Origin of the sequence: Halomonas sp. A40-4 (assembly GCF_015767635.1) — a bacterium.
Lineage (GTDB): Bacteria > Pseudomonadota > Gammaproteobacteria > Pseudomonadales > Halomonadaceae > Vreelandella > Vreelandella janggokensis.
Genome location: NZ_CP065230.1, coordinates 2154166 through 2177874 on the forward strand (window position 1 = coordinate 2154166; position 23709 = coordinate 2177874).

Below are 23709 nucleotides of genomic sequence, written 5' to 3' on the forward strand. Positions count from 1 at the left end.
CCATCATGCGTTTTCACCACTACGCCACCACGCTGCTGATGGCACTCTGGCTGACTGGCTGTTCGGCCCAGCATACGACCCAACCATCGCTTTACACACGACTTGGCGGCATGCAGGCCATTGATCGCGTGGTCGAGAACATGCTATATCGGGTGGCAGACGACCCGGAGGTCGTGGTCTTTTTTGCCAACACCAACATCGACCATTTTGCAGAGGCTTTCGCCACCCAGCTATGCGATATCAGCGACGGTCCCTGCCAATACGAAGGGCCGCCCATGGATCGTGCCCACCAGCACATGGGCATCAACGATGCGCATTTCAATCGTGTGGTTGAGTATCTGGCCGACGCAATGGCGGAGGAAGGCGTTCCTCTGGCAGCTCAAAACGAGTTATTAGGGCGATTAGCGCCACTGTATGCCGATGTCATGCGACGGCAATGATTTGCCAATCATCCCGTCCCGCTGTCTTCACCTGATAAAGGGCGTTATCCGCGGCTTCATAGGCCCGGGGGAACCCCACTCTCGACGGCATAAAACAGGTTGCCCCGATACTGAGCGTCACCTGTTTTTTATCCGGATGGGCGGCGTGCGAGAACGCTGACCGTTGCACTTCTTGGTGAAGCTGTTGGCAGTAGCGACCCAGCGCATCAATATCCTCGCAAGGCAATAACGCCGCAAATTCATCGCCGCCCAGCCGATAGAGAGTCGCCTCTTCTGGCAAGGCATCGGCAATTAACAGTACAAGGTTGCGTAACAGAGCGTCACCCGCCGGATGCCCCATGGTATCGTTATACTGTTTGAAAAAATCGATATCCACTAACACCAGGCCTAGCAACTGCTGGGCTTGCTGCATGACGTCCTGGTGGAGTGCACTGCGATTGCCAATGCCCGTTAAAGGGTCACGCATGGCACGCCCCATCCACCGCAGTGTTTCCTGAGTCGCCTTTTCTGTACGCCTTAATTGCCGTTCATGCAGCCACCAGAACAGCAGGCCAAATACAAAGATCAGAAGGCTGGTATAGATAAGCACCTGGTTGTGCCAGCGGGTTCTCTCCGAAAAGGTGTTAATGGCTTCCGCGCGGCGATCCAACTGCCCCATTTCGATACGCGTCAGGCAGGCAATCGGGTCGAGCAGTTCTCGAGCGAGCACCACCGGTAACACGCTATCGCTTTCCAGCGACGTCACCGTCTCGTCCAGCACGCCTAAGCTGGGTGACGTGCAGTCATATTGCTGATGGTAAACATCCACGTCGAACAGGCCGTAGGCCAACTCGATGTCGGTTATCGCCGCTGCCCGTTCTTCGGGCCCAGGCATGTCCAACAGACGGGCCTGAGCATCCTGTAAATAGTGCCGGGAACGCGTAGCCAACTGTTGCCCCGTCAGGTTACCCGATTGGCTGAAGTAAGTCTGAATCTCGGGAAACACCCAGCGGGCTTCATAGATGATCAACACCATCAGCGCCATGAAACTCATCAGGCTGAGCGATAGCCATTTGATGTAGCGGCCCGGCCGCTTGCGATTGGCCCAGTCGCTTTTATCAACGTCACGGGATGAGTCAAGAATTGGCTTCATGGGTTACCCACGCGCTTCGATACTGCGAATCATCCAGATCCAGTCATTGAACTCGCGTAAGCTGTTAACGTCCCGGTCACCGTATTCCCGCTCCACCAGACGTACAGGGCCCCTTGAACGCAGACTCAATGGCTTGCCGTCTTCTATCGTCACCAGATACCAGTTGGGGTCATCCCAACCGCCTAGCGTGACCTCGTAACCGTCCCAGGCAGTAAAGCGCAACTTGGCAGGCACACGGCCAAAGTGGCGGGCAAGAAAGTCAGCAAACGGCATGCCTTGCATTGCCACAGTTTCTCCCTGATAAGGGTCAAACACTTGAAAGTGGCTGTCTGAAGACTGGCGAAGCTGCTCGACATCAACCTGCTTGACCATATCACCATCAATCAGTCTTAGCGTTTGCGCCATGCTCGTTACCGGCACCAGAAAAGCGGCGATGCCCACCCCTAGCGCCCAGCGAGCTGCGGGGAAACGGCGCAAACAACGCTTGAAAACGGCAGCATCCATAGCGTGAACTTCTCAATAGTTGACGATAGGACCGACTGTACCATTTCCAAATTTACTTTGCCTTTCAACCGCGATGAACTCAGGTTGAATTCAATCGACTGAAAGGCAGAAGTGGGCGGCAGGTCAATCAGGGTCTGTGTCGCGGGGGTGCCGCTTGGCGTTCTCCTGCGTTTCAAGGCCGCTTTTCAGCTCATGGGTCAACGGATCGTAATTGGGTCTTAGCTCGTCCTTGACCGTGCCGCTCCACAGGCGCGCCCCCACAAAATAACCTGCCCGGCCAATCACATGGGCCGCCACTGGCGCGGTCATCATGATGAAGAGAATCACCCCGAAGGCCCGCGCGACTACCGCCACCTCGCCAAAGTGCAGAGCCACCGCCAGCATGATCAGGGTAGCCCCCAGGGTCGCTGCCTTGGTAGTGGCATGCATGCGCGTCAGCAGGTCGGGCATCCGCACCAGCCCCAGGGCGGCCAGGAACATGAAGATGGCGCCGACCAGAATCAGCCCGCTCTTGAGCAGTTCAATCATTGCGTGGCCCTCCTCGCTCAAGGAATCGCGCGAAGCCGATGGCCGCCATAAAGGCCATCAGCGCCATGACGATAGCCACGTCCAGCAAGCTGGCCACATCGGTGGCGATGGCGACGAGACCAATGGTGCCGACAAGAATCGACGAAAAGAGCTCCAGTGCCACCACCCGGTCGGGCAGGCTGGGGCCCTTGAAAAGGCGCACGAAGGCGAGGCACAAGGCCAGGCACATGAGCGCGAGGCTCAGCAGAATGACAGTCGACACGGCTCCCCTCCTCTCAATGGAACAGCTCCAGAGCGCGGCGCTCAAGCTCGGCTAGGCTCCGGCGCAGCTCGTCCTCGTTGTCGAGGAACATGGCGTGGATGTAAAGCACCCGGCGGTCGTCGGAGACGTCCAGACTCAAGGTGCCAGGCGTCAACGAGATGAGATTGGCGACGAAGGCAATCTCGAACTCGTTGCTCGCCTTGAGCGGCATCGCAATCACCCCCGGTTTCATGTACCAGGGCGGCGTAATGATGTCGAAGGCCACCTTGAGGTTGGCCAGCAACAGTTCCTTGAGGAAAAAGCCGATGAACATGATCAGCCGCGGCAGGCGCTGGGCGTGGCCCGCCAGCGCCGGCACCTGGGACTGGATCAACGCCAGCACCAGATAGCCGAACAGCAGACCGGCGAGCAGGTTGCGTCCGCTGAAGTCGCCGGTGAGCACTACCCAGGCAAACCCCAGCAACAGGTTCCAGGCCGCACCGATCATGGCATTACCTCCTCAGCCTCGCCCAGCACTGCTTCGATGTAACGAGACGGATCGAGCAGTTCGGTTGCGGAGGCTTCGGCCAGAGAATAGATCGGCTCGGCGTTGAGGCCGATGAACAAGGTGCACAGTGCCAGCCCCACCACTGGCGCGGTCATCAGCCACATCTCGCGCTGACCCAACGCTGGATAAGGGTCGGCATCGCCATCCTCCGGAGTAGCCTTCCAGAATACCTCGTTCCAGATCTTGACCATCGAATAGAGCGTCAGCAGGCCGACCAGCAAAGCGATGAAAGTCACACCCCAGGCCTCGGCCTCAACGCCCGCACGGATCACGATAAACTTGGCGAAGAAGCCGGACAATGGCGGCATGCCCGCCAGTGAAAGAGCCGGAATCAGAAACAACACGGCCAGCCAGGGATGGCTGCGATACAGCCCGCCCAGTTGCTTGAGCTGATAAGTCCCGCGCAAGCGGTGCACGATGCCGCTGACCAGGAAGAGATTCGTCTTCACGATGATATGGTGCATGATGTAGAAGACCCCGCCGATGATCGCCAGTGGCGTGAACAGCGCAAGCCCCAGGATCATGTAGCCGATCTGGCTGACGATGTGGAACGACAGGATGCGCCGGAACTCATATTGGGCCGCCGCGCCCAATACCCCGGAGAGCATGGTCAGCCCTGCCCCCCAGAGCAGAATCTCATGGGTATAGCCGGGGCTCTGGTTGAAGATCAGCGTGAAGACCCGATACAACGCGTAGACACCCACCTTGGTAAGCAGCCCGGCGAACAGCGCCGAGACCGCCACTGGGGGCGTATGGTAGGAAGCTGGCAGCCAGAAGAACAGCGGAAAGGCCGCTGCCTTGATGCCGAAGGCGACCATGAACATCATCGCCAGCACATCGACCATGCCAGTGTCTTCCAGCGTGGCGAGACGCCGGGCGATGTCGGCCATGTTGAGGGTACCGACCATGCCGTAGAGCAAGCCGACGGCTACCAGGAAGATCACCGAGGACACAAGGTTCAGGGTCACGTACTTGATTGCGCCCTCCATCTGGGCCTTCTCGCTGCCGAGTATCAACAGCGCAAAGGACGCCACCAGCATTACTTCGAACCAGACGTAGAGATTGAAGATATCGCCGGTGAGGAAGGCCCCGGCTACCCCGGCCAGCAGCAGGTGCATCAGCGGGAAGTAGCCAAACTTCTCGTGGCCTCGACCAACAGTGGCCAGGGAGTAAAGCGCCACGGCGAAGCCGATAATACCGGTGAGCACCACCATGATGGCGCCCAACAGGTCGGCCACCAGGCTGATACCGAAGGGCGCCTGCCAGTCACCCATGTGCATCACCAGGATGCCCTCGCGATTCACTGTGGCCAGCAACCAGATGGCGGTGGCCAGCAGGCCACCGGTGCCAGCCACGGCGACGAAACGTTGCATGCCGCGGGAGCGCCAGAATACCAGCGAGACGGCCCCGGCAAGTAGCGGGATCAGGATGGGCAGCGCAACTTGGGGCATCACGTGTCGGTATCCTTCATCTTGTCGAGGTCATCGGCGCGAACGATCTCCCAGGCACGCCGCACCAGTACCACCGCAAAGGACAACACGCCGAAAGCGATGACAATGGCGGTAAGCACCAGGGCTTGTGGCAGCGGGTCGGCGACCGCCCCCTCTGGCGCCGTCATGCCTGGGGGGACCAGCGGCGGCGCCCCGCGAGTCATTCCTGCGGTAACGAAGATCAACAGGTTGGCCGCATTGGAAAGCAACATCAGTCCGATCACCAGCTTGACGATGGAGCGGCGCAGCATCATGTAGATAGCGGTAGCGAACAGGATGCCGATGGACACAGCCATCAATGGTTCCATGTGGCCTCCTCAGGGTCGGGTTGATCCTCGTGGTCGGTCTTGATCAGGGCGCTAATGGCAGTGAGCACCGAGCCTAGCACCACCAGATAGACGCCAATATCGAATATAAGCGGCGTCGAAGCCTTGAAGTCGATGATCGGGATGGTCCACCACTGGGCGGTAAAGAAAGGATCGCCGACCCACCAGGCAGGCAACGTCGAGAGCACTCCCAGCAGCAATCCCATACCAACCAGATCCCGCGGCGAGACCTTGAGGATGGCGTGCATGGCCCGTCGCCCGAAGGCGAAGAGGTAAAGGGCGAAGGCCCCCGCCGCTACCAGCCCGGCGATGAATCCCCCGCCCGGCTCATCATGGCCGCGCAACAAAAGAAACACGGAGAACAGCAACTGCAACGGCATCAGCAGCCGCGCGGCAACCGTAAGGATCAGCGTGCCCGGTTTAATCATCGTATCTCTCCGGCGGAGCCGAGGGCTTGGCGTCATACTCCTCGGCGTGGAAGCGCATCATGGCATAGACACCGATGGCCGCCAGGGCCAACACGAACATCTCCCCCAGGGTATCCAGCGCCCGGAAGTCGACCAGGATGACGTTGACGATATTGTGGCCATGGCCCAGCGGCTGACTGTTCTGGACCATGTAGTCGGAGATCCTGGGCAGCCGCTCGCCACCCAGTACTGAGAGCATCAGCAGCGTGACCATGGTGCCCATCAGGCAGGCGACCACCAGGTCGCGCAGGCGCTCTGTCGTGGTGGAAAGGGTGGCGAAGCGCGGCAGACGAAATAACACCAGGACCAGCAGGATGACCGTCAGGGTCTCCACCAGCAATTGAGTGATGGCCAGGTCCGGCGCACTGAACAGCACAAAAGTCAGGGCGATGGAGAAGCCCATGATACCCACCGCGGCCACCGCGGCCAGGCGGGAGCGCATCACGCAGGCTGCCACCGCCCCGGCCACCATCAGACCCGCCGTCACCACCTCGTGGAAATAGGCGTCCACCGAAAAGGGAAAGCTCGGCGAGTGCCGGAAGAATAGCGCATGGCCTACCAGACCCAACAGTACCAGTAGGGTCATCACCAGATAGTTACGGATGTAGCCGTTCTGCAGCATCCGCGTCTGCCATCCGGCGACCGCCACCAGGCCGCGCATCATGGCCTCATAGCCGGCCTCCGGGCCACGGGTCATGAGCGGTTCCAGCCGCGTCAGCGCGGCGCGCACACGATCCCAGTGGCGGAATACCAGAATACCTAGCGCAAGGCTGGCCAGCGACAGCATCAGCGGCAGGTTGACCCCGTACCAAAGCGTCAGGTGTGCTGCCACCTCAGCGGTACCGATCCCGGACGCGGTGGCCGACACCAGGCTATCCAGCAGACCCGGCACCAGACCAAAGACCAGTGACAACCCAGCCAGCAGCGCCGGCCCGAACAGCATGTCCATGGGCGGGTCGTGGGGCGAACTGGGCGTCGTACGACGCTCCCCGAAGAAGGGGCGCAGCACCACGACGGCCGCCACCGCCAGCGTCAGGAAGGCCGCCGTGAAGGCCAGCAGCAGAACCAACCAGCGCCAGGCCTCCGCCTCAAGCACCGCCTTGAACATCAGCTCCTTGCCCAAAAAACCCAGCAACGGCGGCAGGCCGGCCAGGGACACCCCGGCCACCGCAGCGACGACGGCAGTAAGCGGCATCAGCGAGCGCAAGCCGCCCATGGCGGTGACGTCCTTGGTGCCGGTCTCATGATCGAGGATACCGGCGACCATGAACAACGCGCCCTTATAGAGAGAGTGAGCGAGCAGAAAAACCACGAAAGCAGTCAGGGCACCCTCGGTGCCAATACCCAGCAGCATGGTCAGGGTGCCCAGCGCCATCACCGTGGAATAGGCCAACTGCTTCTTGATATTGGTGTGCTGAATGGCCAAGAAAGCCCCAGTGGCCATGGTCAGGGCGCCCACCAGTGACAGGGTAATCACCCAGAGTTCGGTCCCGCCCAGCGAGGGATGCAGGCGAGCCAGCAGATAGACGCCCGCCTTGACCATGGTCGCCGAATGCAGATAAGCGGAGACAGGGGTGGGCGCTGCCATGGCGTTGGGCAACCAGAAATGGAAAGGGAATTGGGCCGATTTGGTGAAGGCGCCCAGCAGCACGCAGACCAAGAGTGGCGCATAGAGGGCATGCTCGCGCAGCGCCTCGCCCTGGCTATTGAGTTCGACGAGTGACCAGCTATCGCCGGCCACCCCCAGCATGGCGAAGCCCGCGAGCAATGCCAAACCACCACCCGCAGTAACGAAGAGCCCCTGCAACGCCGACTTTCTAGCCTCCGGGTCGGTGTGGTTGAAACCGATCAACAGGTAAGACGTGATGCTGGTGAGCTCCCAGAAGACAAACAGCGTCACCAGGTTGTCGGCCAGCACCAGGCCCAGCATCGACATCATGAAGGCGGTGATTATCACCAGGAAACGAGCAAGATCGCGATGGCCGCGCAGGTACTCGCCCGCGTAGACCAGCACCAGGGTGCCGATCACCGTGATCAGCATCGCGAACAGCCAAGACAACCCGTCGATGAAAAAGGTCAAGCTAATGTCGAGCCCCGGCACCCAGGCCCACTCCAGCAACAGCGACTCGCCGGCCAGTATCTCCGGGGCCAGCCCCAGCAACCAGACAGCCATCAGCGCAGGATATGCCGCCATGACTCGCGCCGTGTGCCCACCGAACCAGCGATGCAGCAGCGGGGCTACCGCCGCCAGCAAAAATCCCATCAATAAGGCAAGTTGCATCTGGCGGTATCTCCTGTGTTCTCGCCCCCACGTTCAAGGAGCAAACTTTAGACTAGTCAGCGCTGGCTTGCCAATCAACGGTTTAAAGTACCTTTTAAAGTACCTTGCGGTCTTCTACCTTGCTGTAATCGGTATCCGGCGGTAACGGATGTCCTTTGGCCAGTTCCGCCCTTGTTGCCTCGCGGATAGTGAGCACGTTGACCTGGTAACGCAACGTATGGCCTGCCAGAGGGTGGTTGGTATCGATGCTCACGTTATCCCCATCAAGGCCGAGCACCGTAACGATCTGTGGCCCGGCCTCTCCCTCAGTTTGAAAACGGCTGCCCACCTCAAGCGGGGTATTCCCGAAGGAGGCACGGCTGACCGTTTGCACCAACGCCTCGTTATAAACCCCGTAGGCGTCTGCCGGGGCCAGCATTACGCTAAGCTCGGCACCTGCTGGCTGGCTTTCCAGGGCACGCTCAAGCCCCGGCAGGATATTGTCATGCCCATGCAAATACTCGAGCGGCTTATCCCGCGACTGGGAATCATCCAGCAGTTGTTCTCCGCCATCGTTCAACACGTCATACAAACGATAGTGCAAGGTAACCACCTGATGTGCTGAAATCGACATGCAAAACTCCTCTCCGGTAAGCTGTTGGCTGTGTGTCCAAGCGTGGGCATAGCGTATCATCAGGCCGCTGTCACCGTCTTACTCTGGAGTCGCATTTCATGCCCACCCCTACGCCCCAGCGCAGTTGGCGCGCCGCCCTGGCGATTTACCTGCGTGCCCCGGTCATTACCATGCTGTTTTTGGGGTTTTCCGCCGGACTGCCCTTCTTGCTGGTGTTCTCGACGCTTTCCGCCTGGCTGCGCAGCGACGGCGTAGAAGTCGCGGCGATTGGCTTTTTCGCCTGGATCGGCATGCTCTATTCAATCAAGTTTTTCTGGGCCCCGGTGGTCGACCGCCTGGCACTGCCGGTCTTGACCCGCCACTTCGGCCAGCGACGGGGTTGGATGTTGCTCGCCCAGGCAATGATCGCCGCCGGGCTCGTCGGTCTCGCGGGGCTTGAGCCGGTGGGCAATCTGGGATGGGTCGCGGCCTTTGCGCTGCTGGTGGCTTTCGGTTCCGCCACCCAGGATATTGCCATCGATGCCTTTCGTATCGAATCCGCCGAGGACGATGTACAGGCGGCCATGGCGTCAACCTATATCATCGGTTATCGAGGCGGGTTGATAGCCGCCGGGGCGTTGGCGCTGTATGTCGCCTCGGCGGTGTCATGGCAGGTGGCGTACCTGACCATGGCGGCGCTGGTGGGTGTCGGCGTGGTGACCGTACTGGTGCGCCCGGAACCCAAGCGGGCCTCGTTGACGGTGCAGTTGATTCACGAACCCAGGGTGCGGGCGTTCATTCGAGCCAGTCGGGGCAAACCTAAGCTATTGCGACGCATCGGCGCCTGGGTGATAGGCGCCATCGTTTGCCCTTTCACCGACTTCTTCACCCGCTATGGGATCAAGGCGCTGTGGCTGTTGGTGTTTATTGGGGTGTTTCGCATCAGCGATCTGGCCATGGCCTCGATGGCCAACCCGCTCTACATCGATTTGGGGTTTTCATTGGAGACCATCGCCAACGTAACCAACGTGTTTGGCATCGTGATGAGCATTGCGGGCGGCATTCTTGGCGGCCTGCTGGTGGCCCGCTACGGCATCGGGCCGCTGCTGATCTTCGGCGCAGGGATTGTGATGGTCACCAACCTGTTATTTGCAGCGCTGGCGCTAATTGGCAACCAACTACCCATGCTGGTGCTCACGATTACTGGCGACAACCTGGCCAACGGACTTGCCAGCGCGGTATTCATCGCCTTTCTTTCCAGCCTGACCTCCCGCGCCTATACCGCCACCCAGTACGCGCTGTTTTCTTCGTTAATGACGCTACCCGGCAAGTTTCTCAGCGGTTTTGGCGGGCTGGTGGTGACTGGCCAGGGCTACGCCAGCTTTTTTGTGCTGGCCACCCTGCTGGGCCTGCCCGCCATTTTGCTGGCCATCTGGATCAATCGCGACAAGGAGCTCGTTCCCGCCCCCGTCGCGGCCACCCGCTAACGCTTAACGGCTCGCCGGGCGGTGGGCATCAAGCCAGTCCAACGCCCCCGGGGTCGTCCGCCACTGATCGCGCATCAGTGTGCGGTATTGCCAGGCCTCGGCTCTCGAGCCAGGATCAACCTGACCATCGGGATGGGGCATTACCGGGCGTGGGTTTTCAGCGCAAATCATGTCCAGCGTATAGCGGTTATGGGTAACTACCTCCTTGAGCGAACGTTCTGCGGCTTCGTGATGGCCAAGGCGGTATAGCGCCAGCGTGCGGCCCATTAGCAGTCCCAGCTCCAGCGATCCATCGCCACTGGCTTGTTCGGTGAGCGCCAGCGCCTCTTCATTGCGGTCGTCGCGCAGCAGTTGGTCCAGTACCAGTTCACGGAGCCCCAGGCTGTCTTCCTGATCGATCGCCAAGAGCTCTTCGGCCAGTTCACGTGAATGCTGACGCGCGCCGCGCTCCATGCCCACCACCAGGGCCAGACCAATGCGCAGCAGGATGGCATTATTGGCATCGTCCCAGCGCAGGCTACCTTCGCCCTCGGCACGAGCCTGGGTCAGCCAGCGCGAGAGACGTTTGGCCAGCGGTGCCAACAGACTGGGGGCCATCCACGGCAAGCTGCCAAAACGGCTAGTCAGGGCCAGCGTCAGGTCCTGCACCACTTGAGGCGCATCCAGCCATTCGGGGTGGGCGCACAACGCCGACATCCACTCCACTGCGTTGCCCCATGGCTCGCCGCGGAAACCCAGCGCTACGTCGTCATCAACCATGACCTGAAACTGCTCGTGCCAGGCAGCGAACAGCGTCGCTTCGCGTGCGCTGACGTGGTACTCCAGATGCCCGGTATCAGGATTAGGTGTGATGTCGATCTTCGGCGCAGTGGGGAGCGCGGCGAGCAGCGCCTGCAATGAGATTAGAGGCGTTGCCAAGTCTTCTTCAGCACTGAGCAACTGATCCGCCAGGGTAGCACCGGGGTTGTCCGCCAGCGCCGCCAGGAAATCGAGCTGATCGTCGTCAAGGTCGCCCTGCCGGACCAAGCGGCGATACCAGAAATTGGCGCGCTCCTTAGCTTCACGCTCGTGCCCTTCATGCAGCAGCAGCATGGCTTCGATATACGCCAGCGTCGGCGAATCCGGCAATGCCTGCTGGGCTTTGACAAACGCTGCGCGGGCGCTGTCCAGGTCATCATTGTCCAGGTGCGTCAGGCATAGCCGTTCAAGTGCCACCCCGCGCAGGAACAGCGGCCCGCGCTCAAGGACTTCGTCGAGCAGGTCGGCACGCTTGCGGGAAAAACCACGTTCATGGTAAATATCCAGCAGAATTTCAAACGCGGGTTCAGCCTGTTCAGGCAGCCGCGACCAGTCGCTGCCATCGAACAGCGATTCAAGAATCTGCATGGCGCGGCCGCTTTGGCCACTTTCAGCGGCAATCAACCCGGCTTCAAGCAGTGCCTGGGGCAGCGCACGCTGGCTATCCAGCGCGGCTTTCAGGGTCGCGCCCTTCCACTCGCGCAGCGAGAGCATCCACATCATCTGCTCGGGGATTTCAGTGGGGAATTCGACCCGCGCGCAGCACTGCTTGAACTTGTGACCGGAATCGCACCAGCAGGGCTCATTTAGACCGGGCGTGGCAAGGGGTTCGCAGGCAAAATCCAGCCGTTCCAATGGCGTTTGCGACCATAGAATGGGGGCAAGCGCCTGAGCCGTCGCCAGATCATCATTGAAATATTCCGCCCCCTCGGCACGCACCCAGGTCATAAAATCGGGGTAGTGTTCATCCTGCCTGATAGCCGAGAGTGCCCCGGAGGCAAATCCCAGCAGCTGATCGACCCATACCGCCAGCATTGCCGTCTCCACTTATAAAAGACCCTATTGAAAAGCGACATAGTCTAGCATGACCATTGGGGGCACGCAGAGAGGATTGGCAAGATCGCCAAGGACTGCCAGCGGGAAACGCTTCTACCCACCCGGCCAACGTTTATCTGGAGAGCAACCCAATGGACACATTGACACTAACCACCTGCCAAGGGGCCGAAATAACGCCTCATGTCCAGGCACTGGCACGCCTGCGCATTGAGGTATTTCGTGACTACCCCTACCTCTACGATGGTGACCTGAGCTACGAAGCGGATTACCTGGGTCGCTACGCGGATAATCCAGACAGCCTGTTCGTCCTGGTCTTCGACGGCGAATCATTGGTGGGCGCCGCCACCGGACAGCCGCTGGCCGATGAAGTCGACGAGTTCCGTCGCCCGTTCGAGGCCAACGGCATTGATCCCTCGAGCGTGTTTTATTATGGGGAATCGGTGCTGCTTCATGATTACCGTGGACGCGGCATCGGCAAACGCTTCATGGCCGAACGAGAGGCGCATGCCAAGCTCAGAGGGTTTGATAGAGTCGCTTTCTGCGCTGTTGAGCGCCCCGCCGGCCATCCACTAGCGCCATCCAATTATCGTCCGCTGCATGATTTCTGGAATGCCCAGGGTTACCAACGCCACCCAGAACTCGCCACCACTTTCGCCTGGAAAGATATCGGCGAAAATGAAGAAAGCCACAAATCAATGGTGTTCTGGATGAAGCGTCTCGATTAAGCCACTCGCGCCCATTCAAGCAGGGGTGCCGTCCGCGAGTGCATATCAAGCCTTGCCTGTAAGCGCACCAGGTTCCAGTAATGGCCATTGAGGGCGCGTGAAAGTAGCAGCGTATCGGCGGGGGGCTGCAGACGGTCCATGGCCCCCCATACCTTGGGCGTCAGTTCGCGCAGGCGGCGATGGACGCGCACATCGCTGAAGTCCTGTTCACCGGGGCTAAACAGCGGCGCCACGCACTCGGCGGACTCGCGATAAAGCGATAAGGGGGCGCCCTGCCCCTGGCGGCCCCCCATTTGCATCAGCGCTTCATCCATTGCCATCGGATCATGGGCAAGGGTCGCGTTGAGGAGTTGCATCATCGCTTTCAAGCGGGTCTCGGGCACTGGAATCACCGCGCCAAAGTCGTATATCACCAACCGGCCTTGATCATCGGCCGCAAAATTACCCGCATGCGGGTCGGCGTGCAGCTCGCCGTAGGTAAACAATTCCTCGGTGATCCAGTCCGCCAACGCCCCGGCGATTTTCTGGCGGGTGTCATCGTCAGCGCTTTCCAGATCGCGCAGCGGTGTACCACCCACAAAACGCATCGCCAGCACATGTTGGCCGGAAAGCTCAAAAAGCGGCTCGGGTATCACCAAGCGGCTATCGGCCTGGTAGCGTTCGCGGTAACGGGCCATGGCATCGGCCTCGGCGCGATAATCAAGCTCGTCGCGTAGCCCCGCTGCCAGCTCTTCAAACAGCGCATCCAGGCGCGCCTGGGGCACCTTGAACCAGCGGCCCAATCCCATGATACGCTTTACCTGCTTGAGATCGCTTTCCAGCACGTCGGCAAGCCCGGGGTACTGCACCTTTAGCACCACTGTTTCGCCGGCATGGGTGACCGCCTTGTGCACCTGCCCCATGGAAGCGCTGGCGAAGGGCCGCTCTTCGATGTCCCGAAAGTGCGAATCCAGCTCGCCGTACTGCATCACCAGCGCCTCGCGTATGCGCGGCCAGGGCATCGGCTCCGCCTGGCGTTGAAGGCGCGAAAGCTCCTCGGCCAGGTCCGGCGGCAAGAGGTCATCCCACTGGGACATGATCTGCGCCAGCTTCATGGCCGGGCCTTTCAGCTCGGATAGTCCCTCAAATAGCGCCTCGCCCAGAGCCCGCCAGTCTGCCTGGCCACCCAGGCGTGTCTTGAGTAGCGCCCCGCCAGTGCGTGCCCCCAACCCCATCAAACGTCGTGTTCTGCCGCGATCTCGCATTTAAGTCGCCTCGTTGAGCATCTGATAAGCAGCTTACGCAATCCTGTCAAATTATACAAAAGCTATACGCATAATTGCTGAACATCATTTTTTCGACAACCCCTGCTATGCGCTTACGTGTGTGGTGTCTGTTACCATATTCCTACGTTACACAATTTAAGGCATCTTCCGCATGCGCTTGATTATCGCCGAAAAACCCAGCCTTGCCCGGGCAATTGCCGATGCACTTCCCGGGAGCGGAAAACGACAGGACGGCGCCATTCACTGCGGCGATACCACGGTTACCTGGTGCCTGGGACACCTCCTGGAACAGGCAGCCCCGGAGGCCTACGACCCTGCCGATAAACAATGGCGATTGGATCGGCTACCCATTGTGCCGCAGCAGTGGAAATTGATGCCGCGCTCAAAAGCGCGCGGGCAACTGGCGGTGATACGCAAGCTGATTAAACAGGCAAGCGAGGTCGTTCACGCCGGTGACCCGGATCGCGAAGGTCAATTGCTGGTACAGGAAGTGATCGACTACATGAAGTACCGCGGCCCGGTACAACGGCTGCTGATCAGCGACCTCAACAGGCCCGCCGTCAGCCGCGCCCTTGCCAGTCTGCGACCCAACGCCGAGTACCAGCCACTGTTCCAGGCGGCCCAGGCACGCGCCCGTGCTGACTGGCTCTACGGCATCAATCTGACCCGCGCCTGGACGCTCACCGGCCGCCAGGCAGGCCACGACGGCGTGCTTTCCGTAGGTCGCGTACAAACCCCGGTGCTGGGCTTGATCGTGCGCCGCGACAACGCTATTCGAGACTTTGTGCCCCACCCTTTTTACCCCCTTTGGGTCGACCTCAAGGTTGCTCAGGGCCAGCTGCGCGCCTGGTGGGCACCCAAGGAACACCAGCCATTAGATGACCAGGGGCGCTTGATCGACCGCCGACCCGCCGACGCATTGGCAGCGCAGCTACCCGGCGCCTCGGGTCAATTGACCCAACTCGACCAGCAGGAAAAACGCCAGGCACCGCCGCTGCCGTACTCGCTCTCAGCCCTTCAGGTCGACGCTGCCCGCCGTCACGGGCTTTCTGCACAGGTAGTACTGGATATTTGCCAGCGGCTATACGAGCAGCACAAGCTGATTACCTACCCGCGCTCCGACTGCCGCTACCTGCCCGAAGAGCACCTCCCGCTTGCCCAGCGCAGCCTGAACGGTGCCTGCCAGAACGATGAAGCCCTTCAACAGTGGCTGAAAGGCGCGGACTTTTCGCTACGTTCCAAAGCCTGGAACGACAAGCAGGTAGGCGCCCACCACGCCATCGCCCCCAGCGGCAAGCCAGCAGATTTCAGCCAGCTCTCCGCCACCGAAGGGCATGTCTTTCGATTGATCGTACGCAACGTTATGGCCCAGTTTTACCGTCCGCTGCGCACCTTTGAGGTAAAAGCCGAGTTTACGCTGCTTAATGAAGCCTTCCGCGCTCGCGGCCAAAGCATTCTTGACCCCGGCTGGAAACCGCTGTTTACCACCCGCGATGAAAGCCCGCCGCTGCCGCCGCTCACCCAAGGAGAAGCCTGCCAGGCGCTGGGTGCAGGCGTTGAGGAGAAGGAAACCCGCCCACCGGAACCCTTCACCGATGCCAGCCTGATCAAGGCAATGATGAACATCGGCCGCTACGTAGACGATCCTGCCGTGCGTCGCACCCTGCGCGACACCGATGGCCTGGGCACCGAAGCCACCCGCGCCGGTATTATCGAAACGTTGGTCCAGCGCGGCTACCTGGTCCGCCAGCAAAAGGCCCTGCGCGCCACCAAGCTCGGCAGCGCCCTGATCGCCGCCCTGCCTGAAGCGGTCAGCACCCCCGAACGCACCGCACTCTGGGAACAGCGACTGCGCGCCATCGCCGAACAGCAGGACGACGCCAACACCTTTCAGCAGGCATTACTGGACGACTTGCGCGGCCTGCTCAGCCACAGCGACGCCGCCAGGCTTCGCAACAGCCTGCAAACGGCACAGGGCGAAGCCGGTGGCCCGGTGAAGCACGCTAGTAAGCCGAGAAACCGTTATAGCAAGAAGAAAGCCAACAGCAGGGGCAGTCGTAAAACAACAGTGCAGTAAAGCTAACGCCTTATCGACTTGGCAACTGATGGGGCTATGGTCGTTTGGTGGCTTCAAACATCGGAATGATCGTCATCATCCTCAGAGGTTGAAGCTTTTTTCTTGCTGATGGGGCGCGAAAAGAAAGGCACCACGTAAAGCACCATCCAGGCCAGCAGCGTACATAAAACGGCTGTCTGCTCGCGCCCCAGACCAACGGCTACCCCAATGGCGGCCGTCAGCCAAATACCAGCCGCCGTGGTGAGGCCTGACGTACCTTGTTCATCTTTGCGGGTAATGATGGTGCCGGCACACAGAAAACCGATGCCTGCAATGACCCCCTGAATGACACGGCTCATCTCTGAATCAGAAATCCCCGTCTGCTCAGGAATAAAAATGAATAAAGCAGCGCCCATGCAGACCAGCATGTGGGTCCGAATACCAGCCGCCTTGCCTCGCTGCTCTCGCTCGAGCCCCAACAGGCCACCGAGAACAGCTGCCAATAGTAGCCGGATCACCACAATGATGAGCTCACCCAAATCGTTAAAATCTGAAAACTCGGAGATTATGACGTCGCTGATCGCGTGCACCTTTTAGCTCCTGTACCTCTTGAACATAGATGGGTAGCGAAGAAATGGCATCTGCTTTTCAGGAAATTGCCCAGCTTAGCTCCAGCCAGCACCAGATGGAATTCTATTAAAGCTGCCCCCAAGATAATCAAACTGCCATTCAATAAAAGCTGTGCCTGGTCAGGGCCATCACCCCCGACGATAAACTGCGGCAGAAACGTCAGGAAGAATACTGCCATTTTGGGGTTTAGCGCTGATATCGTTTTAAATAGGCAGCTTTTTTCTGGCTGATTGAGTGTGAAAAGAAAGGCACCACATAAAGCACCAGCCAAGCCAGAAGTGTGCACAGTACCGCCGTTTGCTCACGCCCAAGGCCAACCGCTATGCCGATGGCCGCTGTGAACCAAATACCGGCTGCTGTGGTAAGCCCTGTAGCAGCCTGATCATTCTTGCCAGTGATGATACTTCCGGCGCAAAGAAAGCCGATCCCGGCAATAACACCTTGAATAACTCGGCTCATCTCCGAATCAGAAATACCTGCTTGCTGGGGAATCAATATAAATAACGCAGCGCCCATGCAAACTAGCATATGGGTGCGTATTCCAGCCGCCTTGCCGCTCTGTTGACGCTCAAGGCCCAGCAGGCCACCTAGCAAGATAGCCATCAGTAGTCGAACTATCAAAGCAATAAGCTCACTTATGTCATTGAAATCCGAGAACTCGGAAATAACGACACTGCGGATCAATTCCATCACTTCATTCCTGTTGGTCACTAAAAAGCTCAGGCCTGAAAAGGGTAAATGGAGGCGCCAGGCCTGCTCATGGCCACCACTTTGTCATCATCGGTTTGACGGTTAGTCCGTGGACGACGATCGAGAGCACGATGACCACTAGCGTGATGTGGATGAATTCCACGGCCAGCGCTTCCGGCAGACCAAAGACGATCGCGAACATCAAATAATAGATCGAGCCGATTCCACGTACGCCGAACCAGCCAACCAGCATCTGCAGCCGCATCGGTGTACCAGAACCAAGCAGACCCAAGAATACGCTGGCGGGGCGAACCACGAGAAAAAGGAATAGCGCCACCCCGACGGCCCTTAAACTCCATGAGTCAAGAAACAACATTCCACCCAGTAGCATGACCAGCACCAGCTCGGAGAGCCGCTCCAGTGACTCCTTGAACAACATGGAACCTTCAGATACTTGAGTGCTATTCGGTGGCGTCGGCTCTTCGGAATTAACCGGAATTTGCCGGTTAAAGCCCGTTTCTTGGTTAGGCCCGTGAATACTCGCCAGCTTAAGCTCCGACTGACGAAGTGAAATAGCCGCCGCGAAAACGGCCAGAAACCCCCAGGCATCGAGTAGCAGACAGACGCCATAGACCACGCCGATCAAGCCCATACCCAGAAAGTCATCCAGCAACGGGCCTTCGTTACTGAGAAAGCGCTGTTTCCATACAAGCTGTGCTAATAAGCGCCCCATTACGAGCCCGACAACCAGGGCAACGATTGTCGACCATAAAACATCCTTTAACACCCAAGCCCCAAGCAGTTCGTAACTAACCGGGGAACTGAGCATTGCCAGCCCCAGCATGACAAACGGAAAAGCACTGCCGTCATTCATGCCCGCTTCACTGGTCAGCGTGAAACGTAAAGGATCTTTATCCCCCATGTGCCGGACTTGAACATCGGTGGCTAAAACGGGATCAGTGGGTGCCAGAATAGCCCCCAGCAGAATCGCCGCCCCTAGTGGCAAGGCCAGCACGTAATAGCCAAACACAGCGGTCAGGACGACACTGATGGTCATGGAGATAATCGCGAGCCGAACGGGGGCATTCCACTCCCGCCATTTGAACGGCATCGGCATTTTCATTCCCGCGATAAACAACGATACGAGAACCGCAATTTCAGCGAGCACTTCCAGCAAATGCGCTTGTTCTAACGGATTAAAATGAAATGCTCCCAAGACCGACGGGCCAAGAGTCACCCCAATAGCCAAATAGACAATGGAAGGTGTCAGTCGCAGGCGATGTAGAACGGGCGAACGCAACCCCATCATGATCAGCAGGGTTCCGATCAATACAAACCAGGTAGCGTTGGTCACAGGGATTCATCCGAGGCGGGTTGAGTAGCAGTGTGGCGCATGAAAGCTGTCCGGTCACGAACACAATACGATGGCACCCACAAAACTGGCGATCACCTCAGCTAAATCGTCATTCCATGTTATGGAACAAAGCTGCCAAAATTGCCGGTCCCTGTAAGCTATGCCGCTAAAAGGCACACCGGGTGACCAGGAACTGTCCATTCCCGACGGGTACTGTGCAGGTAGTGACATCGGCATCTGCCGATACCAACGTCATAAAAGAATCCACTTCATCGGCGTGGGACGTGGCGTTGTCAACGACAAGAAGCCCGCCCCTGCGTAGTAAACGTTTGATGGTAGGCCACCAGGCCACATACGCCGAGCGTTTGGAATCCAGAAAAACAAGGTCGCAGCTTTCGTCATGCATTGTTTCCAGCAGGCCGCCCGCTTCCCCGCGAAGCAGGGTGATGACATCAGAAAGCCCCGAGCGCTCAAAGTTACTGGCCGCTAGCTCAAGCTTGAAGTCAGATTGCTCAATTGTCGTCACGTGCCCGGCAATCTTTTGTGCCGCCTGAGCCAGCCACAAGGTGGAATATCCGTTGGACGTGCCAATCTCAAGCACACGCTGCGCGTTGGTCGCCTGAACCAGTACTGACAGAAACTCCCCGGTATCACGGGTAATATTCAGCATTCGCCGTGGGCGCTCGGCGATTGCCGCGTCGTTTTCCTGCCCAAATTGCTCCAATTCGACTAGCAGCGCTTGTAATGACTCACTTGACCCGGAAGGCGAACTGCCGCTTCCTTGAGGTTTTTTAGCCATCCCAGGACTCCTTTGCGTTTGACCGTATAGTGTTGAGGCTCAAGTGCTTGACCATGGAAAGCCATGTATCGCCATGCAAAACTGCACGATTTTAACTTAACGCACCTGATGAGCTTCGCCAGATGGGTATCAACTAGCGGGCCAGAGGCGCCAATGCCAATACCTCATTGCGCAGTTCGTGCTTTCGCTTCTCCAACGAAGCGCCCCATGACGCGCACTCTTTCTTCTGTTCAGCGTCGTTATCAGCGCTTTCGATGAAGGCATTCAGCCAGGCTTGTCGAGTGCATAGATCCTGAAAGTCACCGAGCAGGCGCTGACGGTGCTTCAATTCTGCCAGAAACGACTTGGGGACCTTGGGATTCAGATCGGCCAGATAACGGATGCGCTTCACGCCTTTGCGAAGTTCATGCAAAGCGGTGTCAGAGCTATCTGAAGACAGTGCTGCCAGATCCTCATCGTGACGCGCAATGCGCTTATTGAGCACCGCCTTGATACGCTTGGGCGTCAGCTTGGTGAGCGCCTTCTTGACGTCATCGGAAACGATAAACCTCTGCCAGTTTTGCATTTCCTCAGCGTAGGCTGGCGCGCTTAACTGCTCGCAAAGGGCTTGATGCTCTGCCCGCTGGCAATCCTGAAGCCATTGCTGCAAAGCTTGACGAGTCGCGAAAGAAAGCGGCGGTGACGTATTGCCAATATCCTCCAGAAACACGTCAAGGTCGCGGAGGTCGCTGGTGGCCCGGGCACGGTGCTTGAGCCGCTTAAGCATTTTTTTCAGGCCAGGCACTTTGGTAATGGAACGTACGGATTCGCCCACTGCCCGGCTGCGACGCAGGTTAACCCGGTACTGATGCAGAAATTCAGCATCAACACCTGCGATCACCCCCGGCTCCAGGGCCCTGACCATCCGGTACTGGTGCTCGAGCATGGCAAGGAGTCGGCTGGACGTGTTGCCTTTATGATCAGATGGTTTGGGGGCAAGGCGCTTGAAAAGTGAATAGCTGGCCTCTTCCGGGGTCAGTCGTCTCACCAGCTCCGCACAGCCAGGTTCCATGGATGACCAGGGTCTATCGGGCAACCTGAAATGCAGCACGCTGCCGGTAGGCAGCGACGTCGGCGTTTCCTTATTGAGCCAGCAGGCGAGATCCACAAGGGCCGGATTATGACCAATAACAAGCATTTTTTCGGGTTCATCAGGCAGTGCTTTGAGCCATGCCAGTAGTTCTTCACCGTCGAAGGTGTAGAGAGCGTCGTCAAATTGAGGCTGATTGATGAGTGCTCGTTCTGGCAACTGCGCGGCGATGTCGTCGAGGGTTTCCCGCGTACGAGCCGCCGTGCTGACGTGAACCTGCCCCTCCAACGCTTGCCAGCGCTGCAGCACAGGCGCCATTGCCGTCGCCTGACGTTTTCCCCGTTTACGCAACGGCCGTTGGTGGTCGGTCATGTTGCCACTGGGCTGCTTGGCCTTGGCGTGGCGCATCACGAAAAGATGCCGCATGTATTCGCTCCTCATTGCGACATGATTCACAAAGCCTAGTACACACCCTTATGCTAGTGAATCCGTTTACTCGGCTTGACCACCCACCAGCTTGTCAGCACCAAGCCGCCAAATACGCTGTAAACGATGCCAAACACCCAATCCGGGGCGCTGTAGTAAAGCAGGCTGTGCAGCCAATGCTGAATAAAAGACCCGGCATAGGTGACAGCCCCCGCCTCGGCTCTGAGCGCCATCTCCCAGGTCGTCAGCGGGCAGATCATTCCCAACCAGGTTTGCCCCACGACGTAACCGATGGCGCATAAATGCACGATACGAAAAACACGATGACGCACCCACTGCCACGCCAGGAAGTACCCTGCGTAAATAGCCAACAGGCCTAATACCACGAAGGCTACAAATAGTACGTGGAGTATCAGGATAGCGTCTGCGAGTAACAGCAGTAGCCACTGTTCAGATATCACGATTCATTCCGTAGATGCTTCAAGCCCGCAACGGCAGCGCTGCGCCAATTACCATGAACAGACCTCTGCAAACGCGATTAAACCCTCGCCCGGCACGTTCTAGCCAGTGTCGAATGCGGCTAGCAACGCTTGCCAAAATAAACTCTGCCAAAGATTCCGTCATCACGCATGCCAAACATGCAAAGAGCAATAACGATGACAAACCCTATCGCGCCACCCGAAATCGTAAACAGCGTCTTGCAGCTTCCGTGAAGCCCGCTGGGACCAGCGAGAGCGACAAGTCGACACAACTGACGAAATAGATAAACCACACATATCCAGCTGCATTGGCCAACTCGTGAATTCCCACCATTAAGCGCCTGAAAGATGCAAGCGCACGCTGCCTAGGATAAACGGCAATCCTGGCATACCTCGCCGATGGAATGCACTGTTTACAGCGCTTATGCGGCGCTCGCTGTATTCCTCCGCATCTCGAGTAGGCGTACACTCTCCAGATACAGGTTCTCGCCTGGGCGTTTTCTGGATTGCCTAGATGGGTGCAGGCGCGTGAGAACGAAGACAGCATATGCGCGGCCGTTAGCTCGACTGGGTTCGACGTCGGACCTGCCGCCTGGATTTTTACAAGTCGGCCTCAGAACCTTGAGCCTAACCACAGAGGATGGAAATATGGCTCAATCAAAGCTGTTTACCCTGGACAAGCTGCGCTTTGCTTTTAGTCGGATTAGCGAGCGTCTTTGGGTCAAACCACTGCTCCTTTGCGTGCTTTCTATAGGCGGTACCTTCATCGCCATGCTCGCTGACACGATGGGGCTGTCGAGTGTGCTACCCGATATCACCCTGGCGTCTGTCGAATCGCTACTGACCATCATGGCGTCCAGCATGCTGGTGATTGCAACATTTGCAGTGGGCTCCATGGTGGCCGCTTATGCATCCGCCAGCACCGGGGCAACTCCCCGCTCCATACCGCTGGTGATTGCGGATGACGTTACCCAGAACGCATTGTCGGCATTTATAGGCGCCTTTATCTTCAGTATTGTTTCGCTGATAACCATCCAGAATGACATGTTTGACGCGGCAGGACGGTTTGCGATCTTTGCACTGACGCTTTTGGTGTTTGCCATTGTCATCATCACATTCGTTCGTTGGGTGGACAGAATCGCACGGCTAGGCAAGGTGGTGAATACCATCGAGAAAGCGGAAAAGGCCGCAGGCGACGCACTGAACCGCCGTCGGCATGCGCCTTCACTCGGCGCGTTGACAGCCTCCCCGCATCAAGCGGCTGACAAGGGCATTCCTACCTGTTCTTCGAAAATTGGCTATGTCCAGCATATCGACCTGGAGACATTACAAGCCTGTGCTGAAGCGCACAATTGCCACGTAACAGTAGCGGTACTGCCGGGTACCTTTGTTCATACACACCTTCCATTGCTTCATATTGTTAAAGACGCCGAAGAATGCAAGGCGTTCGAGACAGAGGCTTTCTCCAGTGCCTTCACAATTGGCTCAAGCCGTACCTTTGAGGATGATCCTCGCTTCGGGCTGCTGGCGTTGTCCGAAATCGCCGACAAAGCGCTGTCGCCGGGCATCAATGACCCGGGAACCGCGATAAACGTGATTGGCACACTGGTGCGACTATTTACCCTTTGGCAATCCCCCGTAGAGATAGACCGGTTGCAAGCGATTACCTATAACCGTATCTCAGTGCCAGAACTGCTGATCGACGACCTGTTCGACGATGCTTTTACGGCAATTGCCCGGGACGGCGCGGGTATGGTGGAGGTGTCGATCCGATTGCAGAAAGCCCTGCTCGCTCTGGCCGGAACAGGTGACAGTGCGATGGTGGCGGCCGCCAGAAAACATTCAAGGATGGCACTGGCCCGTTCAGAAAGCGCCATGTCGCTTCAAGACGATATCGATGCTGTGCGCAAAACTGCTGAGTTTTCGGCATTGCCACCCATAACAGAACCAAACTCACTATAACGGGTCTTCCACTCGTTCTACGAACGCCAGGCTCGTCAGCTCGTTCAGCGGTTTGCGCAGGATGCCGCTAGCGAACTTGAAGTCGCAGCCCTCAAATAGTTTATGTCCCGGGAAGACGGCGGACTTCAGAAGTGTTTCCCAGGATCGCTGTAAGGTAGTCCTCAGCTTTTCATGAAAACCTGGAGACAGGCATCGGGCCTTTTTCGGCCAAAACCTATATTTTAATTTTAGCTAATACAATGCTTGCCATGGGTGGCGATAGGAACAAGTGTACGGAGGTCGCAGGAATCGAACTCGGTTATGTTTCGTCATGGATGCGGTTAAAGTGACCACTGTTTGGCCTT

24 protein-coding genes are annotated in these 23709 nt (G+C 58.3%); 5 read left to right on the plus strand and 19 right to left on the minus strand.

What is annotated here, in order from left to right; translation table 11 throughout:
* Positions 1–5 precede the first annotated feature (5 nt).
* The gene (locus IT895_RS10075; protein WP_199283377.1) at positions 6–440 is read left to right on the plus strand and encodes a group I truncated hemoglobin; all 435 of its coding nucleotides are present in this window, start codon (positions 6–8) and stop codon (positions 438–440) included.
* Here the strand turns inward: IT895_RS10075 and IT895_RS10080 are convergent.
* The 10 genes from IT895_RS10080 to IT895_RS10125 form a co-directional block, all read right to left on the minus strand.
* Positions 424–1572 carry a GGDEF domain-containing protein gene (locus tag IT895_RS10080; RefSeq protein ID WP_233337215.1) on the minus strand — a complete coding sequence of 383 codons (1149 nt, stop codon included), beginning with the start codon at positions 1570–1572 and terminating at the stop codon, positions 424–426. The two genes, IT895_RS10075 and IT895_RS10080, sit on opposite strands and share 17 nt — an antisense overlap.
* Before the next feature lie 3 nt (positions 1573–1575).
* Entirely contained in the window at positions 1576–2076 is a 501-nt protein-coding gene (locus tag IT895_RS19375) for a hypothetical protein (RefSeq protein WP_233337216.1), read from the minus strand.
* Positions 2077–2199: 123 nt separating this feature from the next.
* Positions 2200–2604 carry a monovalent cation/H(+) antiporter subunit G gene (mnhG, locus tag IT895_RS10090; RefSeq protein ID WP_199283378.1) on the minus strand — a complete coding sequence of 135 codons (405 nt, stop codon included), beginning with the start codon at positions 2602–2604 and terminating at the stop codon, positions 2200–2202.
* The gene (locus IT895_RS10095) at positions 2597–2866 is read right to left on the minus strand and encodes a monovalent cation/H+ antiporter complex subunit F (RefSeq protein ID WP_199283379.1); all 270 of its coding nucleotides are present in this window, start codon (positions 2864–2866) and stop codon (positions 2597–2599) included. The genes mnhG and IT895_RS10095 overlap by 8 nt, the downstream gene beginning before the upstream one ends.
* A 13-nt stretch (positions 2867–2879) precedes the next feature.
* The gene (locus IT895_RS10100) at positions 2880–3353 is read right to left on the minus strand and encodes a Na+/H+ antiporter subunit E (RefSeq protein WP_199283380.1); all 474 of its coding nucleotides are present in this window, start codon (positions 3351–3353) and stop codon (positions 2880–2882) included.
* Positions 3350–4867 carry a Na+/H+ antiporter subunit D gene (locus tag IT895_RS10105; RefSeq protein ID WP_199283381.1) on the minus strand — a complete coding sequence of 506 codons (1518 nt, stop codon included), beginning with the start codon at positions 4865–4867 and terminating at the stop codon, positions 3350–3352. Before IT895_RS10105 ends, IT895_RS10100 begins: the two co-directional genes overlap by 4 nt.
* Complete coding sequence (locus tag IT895_RS10110; RefSeq protein ID WP_199283382.1) at positions 4864–5211, minus strand: Na+/H+ antiporter subunit C; 348 nt, start codon at positions 5209–5211, stop codon at positions 4864–4866. The genes IT895_RS10105 and IT895_RS10110 overlap by 4 nt, the downstream gene beginning before the upstream one ends.
* Positions 5199–5657, minus strand: a complete 459-nt coding sequence (locus IT895_RS10115) for a Na+/H+ antiporter subunit B (protein ID WP_199283383.1) — start codon at positions 5655–5657, stop codon at positions 5199–5201. Before IT895_RS10115 ends, IT895_RS10110 begins: the two co-directional genes overlap by 13 nt.
* Positions 5650–7977 carry a putative monovalent cation/H+ antiporter subunit A gene (locus IT895_RS10120; protein WP_199283384.1) on the minus strand — a complete coding sequence of 776 codons (2328 nt, stop codon included), beginning with the start codon at positions 7975–7977 and terminating at the stop codon, positions 5650–5652. The genes IT895_RS10115 and IT895_RS10120 overlap by 8 nt, the downstream gene beginning before the upstream one ends.
* Positions 7978–8071: 94 nt before the next feature.
* Positions 8072–8590, minus strand: a complete 519-nt coding sequence (locus tag IT895_RS10125) for an FKBP-type peptidyl-prolyl cis-trans isomerase (RefSeq protein WP_199283385.1) — start codon at positions 8588–8590, stop codon at positions 8072–8074.
* A gap of 98 nt (positions 8591–8688) precedes the next feature.
* On the opposite strand from IT895_RS10125, the gene IT895_RS10130 reads away from it, so the two are divergent.
* Complete coding sequence (locus IT895_RS10130) at positions 8689–10056, plus strand: AmpG family muropeptide MFS transporter (RefSeq protein ID WP_199283386.1); 1368 nt, start codon at positions 8689–8691, stop codon at positions 10054–10056.
* A gap of 3 nt (positions 10057–10059) precedes the next feature.
* Here the strand turns inward: IT895_RS10130 and IT895_RS10135 are convergent, their stop codons facing one another.
* Positions 10060–11889 carry an SEC-C domain-containing protein gene (locus tag IT895_RS10135; RefSeq protein WP_199283387.1) on the minus strand — a complete coding sequence of 610 codons (1830 nt, stop codon included), beginning with the start codon at positions 11887–11889 and terminating at the stop codon, positions 10060–10062.
* 152 nt (positions 11890–12041) lie between these two features.
* On the opposite strand from IT895_RS10135, the gene IT895_RS10140 reads away from it, so the two are divergent.
* Complete coding sequence (locus IT895_RS10140; protein WP_199283388.1) at positions 12042–12635, plus strand: GNAT family N-acetyltransferase; 594 nt, start codon at positions 12042–12044, stop codon at positions 12633–12635.
* Here IT895_RS10140 and IT895_RS10145 read toward each other — a convergent pair.
* Positions 12632–13879, minus strand: coding sequence for an ABC1 kinase family protein (locus tag IT895_RS10145; RefSeq protein ID WP_199283389.1), 1248 nt, complete (start codon positions 13877–13879; stop codon positions 12632–12634). The genes IT895_RS10140 and IT895_RS10145 overlap by 4 nt on opposite strands.
* 172 nt (positions 13880–14051) lie before the next feature.
* Between IT895_RS10145 and IT895_RS10150 the strand changes: the two genes are divergently transcribed.
* Positions 14052–15977 (plus strand): DNA topoisomerase III, encoded by a 1926-nt coding sequence (locus IT895_RS10150; RefSeq protein WP_199283390.1) that lies wholly within the window; start codon positions 14052–14054, stop codon positions 15975–15977.
* 53 nt (positions 15978–16030) lie between these two features.
* On the opposite strand, the gene IT895_RS10155 is transcribed toward IT895_RS10150, so the two are convergent.
* The 6 genes from IT895_RS10155 to IT895_RS10180 form a co-directional block, all read right to left on the minus strand.
* Entirely contained in the window at positions 16031–16546 is a 516-nt protein-coding gene (locus IT895_RS10155; RefSeq protein WP_199283391.1) for an MgtC/SapB family protein, read from the minus strand.
* A 226-nt stretch (positions 16547–16772) separates the two neighbouring features.
* Positions 16773–17276 carry an MgtC/SapB family protein gene (locus IT895_RS10160; RefSeq protein WP_199283392.1) on the minus strand — a complete coding sequence of 168 codons (504 nt, stop codon included), beginning with the start codon at positions 17274–17276 and terminating at the stop codon, positions 16773–16775.
* Positions 17277–17343: 67 nt separating this feature from the next.
* Positions 17344–18630, minus strand: coding sequence for a cation:proton antiporter (locus IT895_RS10165; protein WP_199283393.1), 1287 nt, complete (start codon positions 18628–18630; stop codon positions 17344–17346).
* Positions 18631–18796: 166 nt separating this feature from the next.
* Positions 18797–19429 (minus strand): O-methyltransferase, encoded by a 633-nt coding sequence (locus tag IT895_RS10170; RefSeq protein ID WP_199283394.1) that lies wholly within the window; start codon positions 19427–19429, stop codon positions 18797–18799.
* Positions 19430–19562: 133 nt separating this feature from the next.
* Complete coding sequence (locus IT895_RS10175) at positions 19563–20924, minus strand: CHAD domain-containing protein (protein WP_199283395.1); 1362 nt, start codon at positions 20922–20924, stop codon at positions 19563–19565.
* Between the two features lie 53 nt (positions 20925–20977).
* Positions 20978–21385 carry a DUF2784 domain-containing protein gene (locus IT895_RS10180; RefSeq protein WP_442786516.1) on the minus strand — a complete coding sequence of 136 codons (408 nt, stop codon included), beginning with the start codon at positions 21383–21385 and terminating at the stop codon, positions 20978–20980.
* Positions 21386–22051: 666 nt separating this feature from the next.
* Here IT895_RS10180 and IT895_RS10185 point away from each other — a divergent pair.
* Positions 22052–23365 carry a DUF2254 domain-containing protein gene (locus IT895_RS10185; RefSeq protein WP_199283396.1) on the plus strand — a complete coding sequence of 438 codons (1314 nt, stop codon included), beginning with the start codon at positions 22052–22054 and terminating at the stop codon, positions 23363–23365.
* Here the strand turns inward: IT895_RS10185 and IT895_RS19600 are convergent.
* On the minus strand, positions 23360–23554 hold the full coding sequence (locus IT895_RS19600; protein ID WP_442786534.1) for an ATP-binding protein: 195 nt from the start codon (positions 23552–23554) through the stop codon (positions 23360–23362). The two genes, IT895_RS10185 and IT895_RS19600, sit on opposite strands and share 6 nt — an antisense overlap.
* Positions 23555–23709 lie beyond the last annotated feature (155 nt).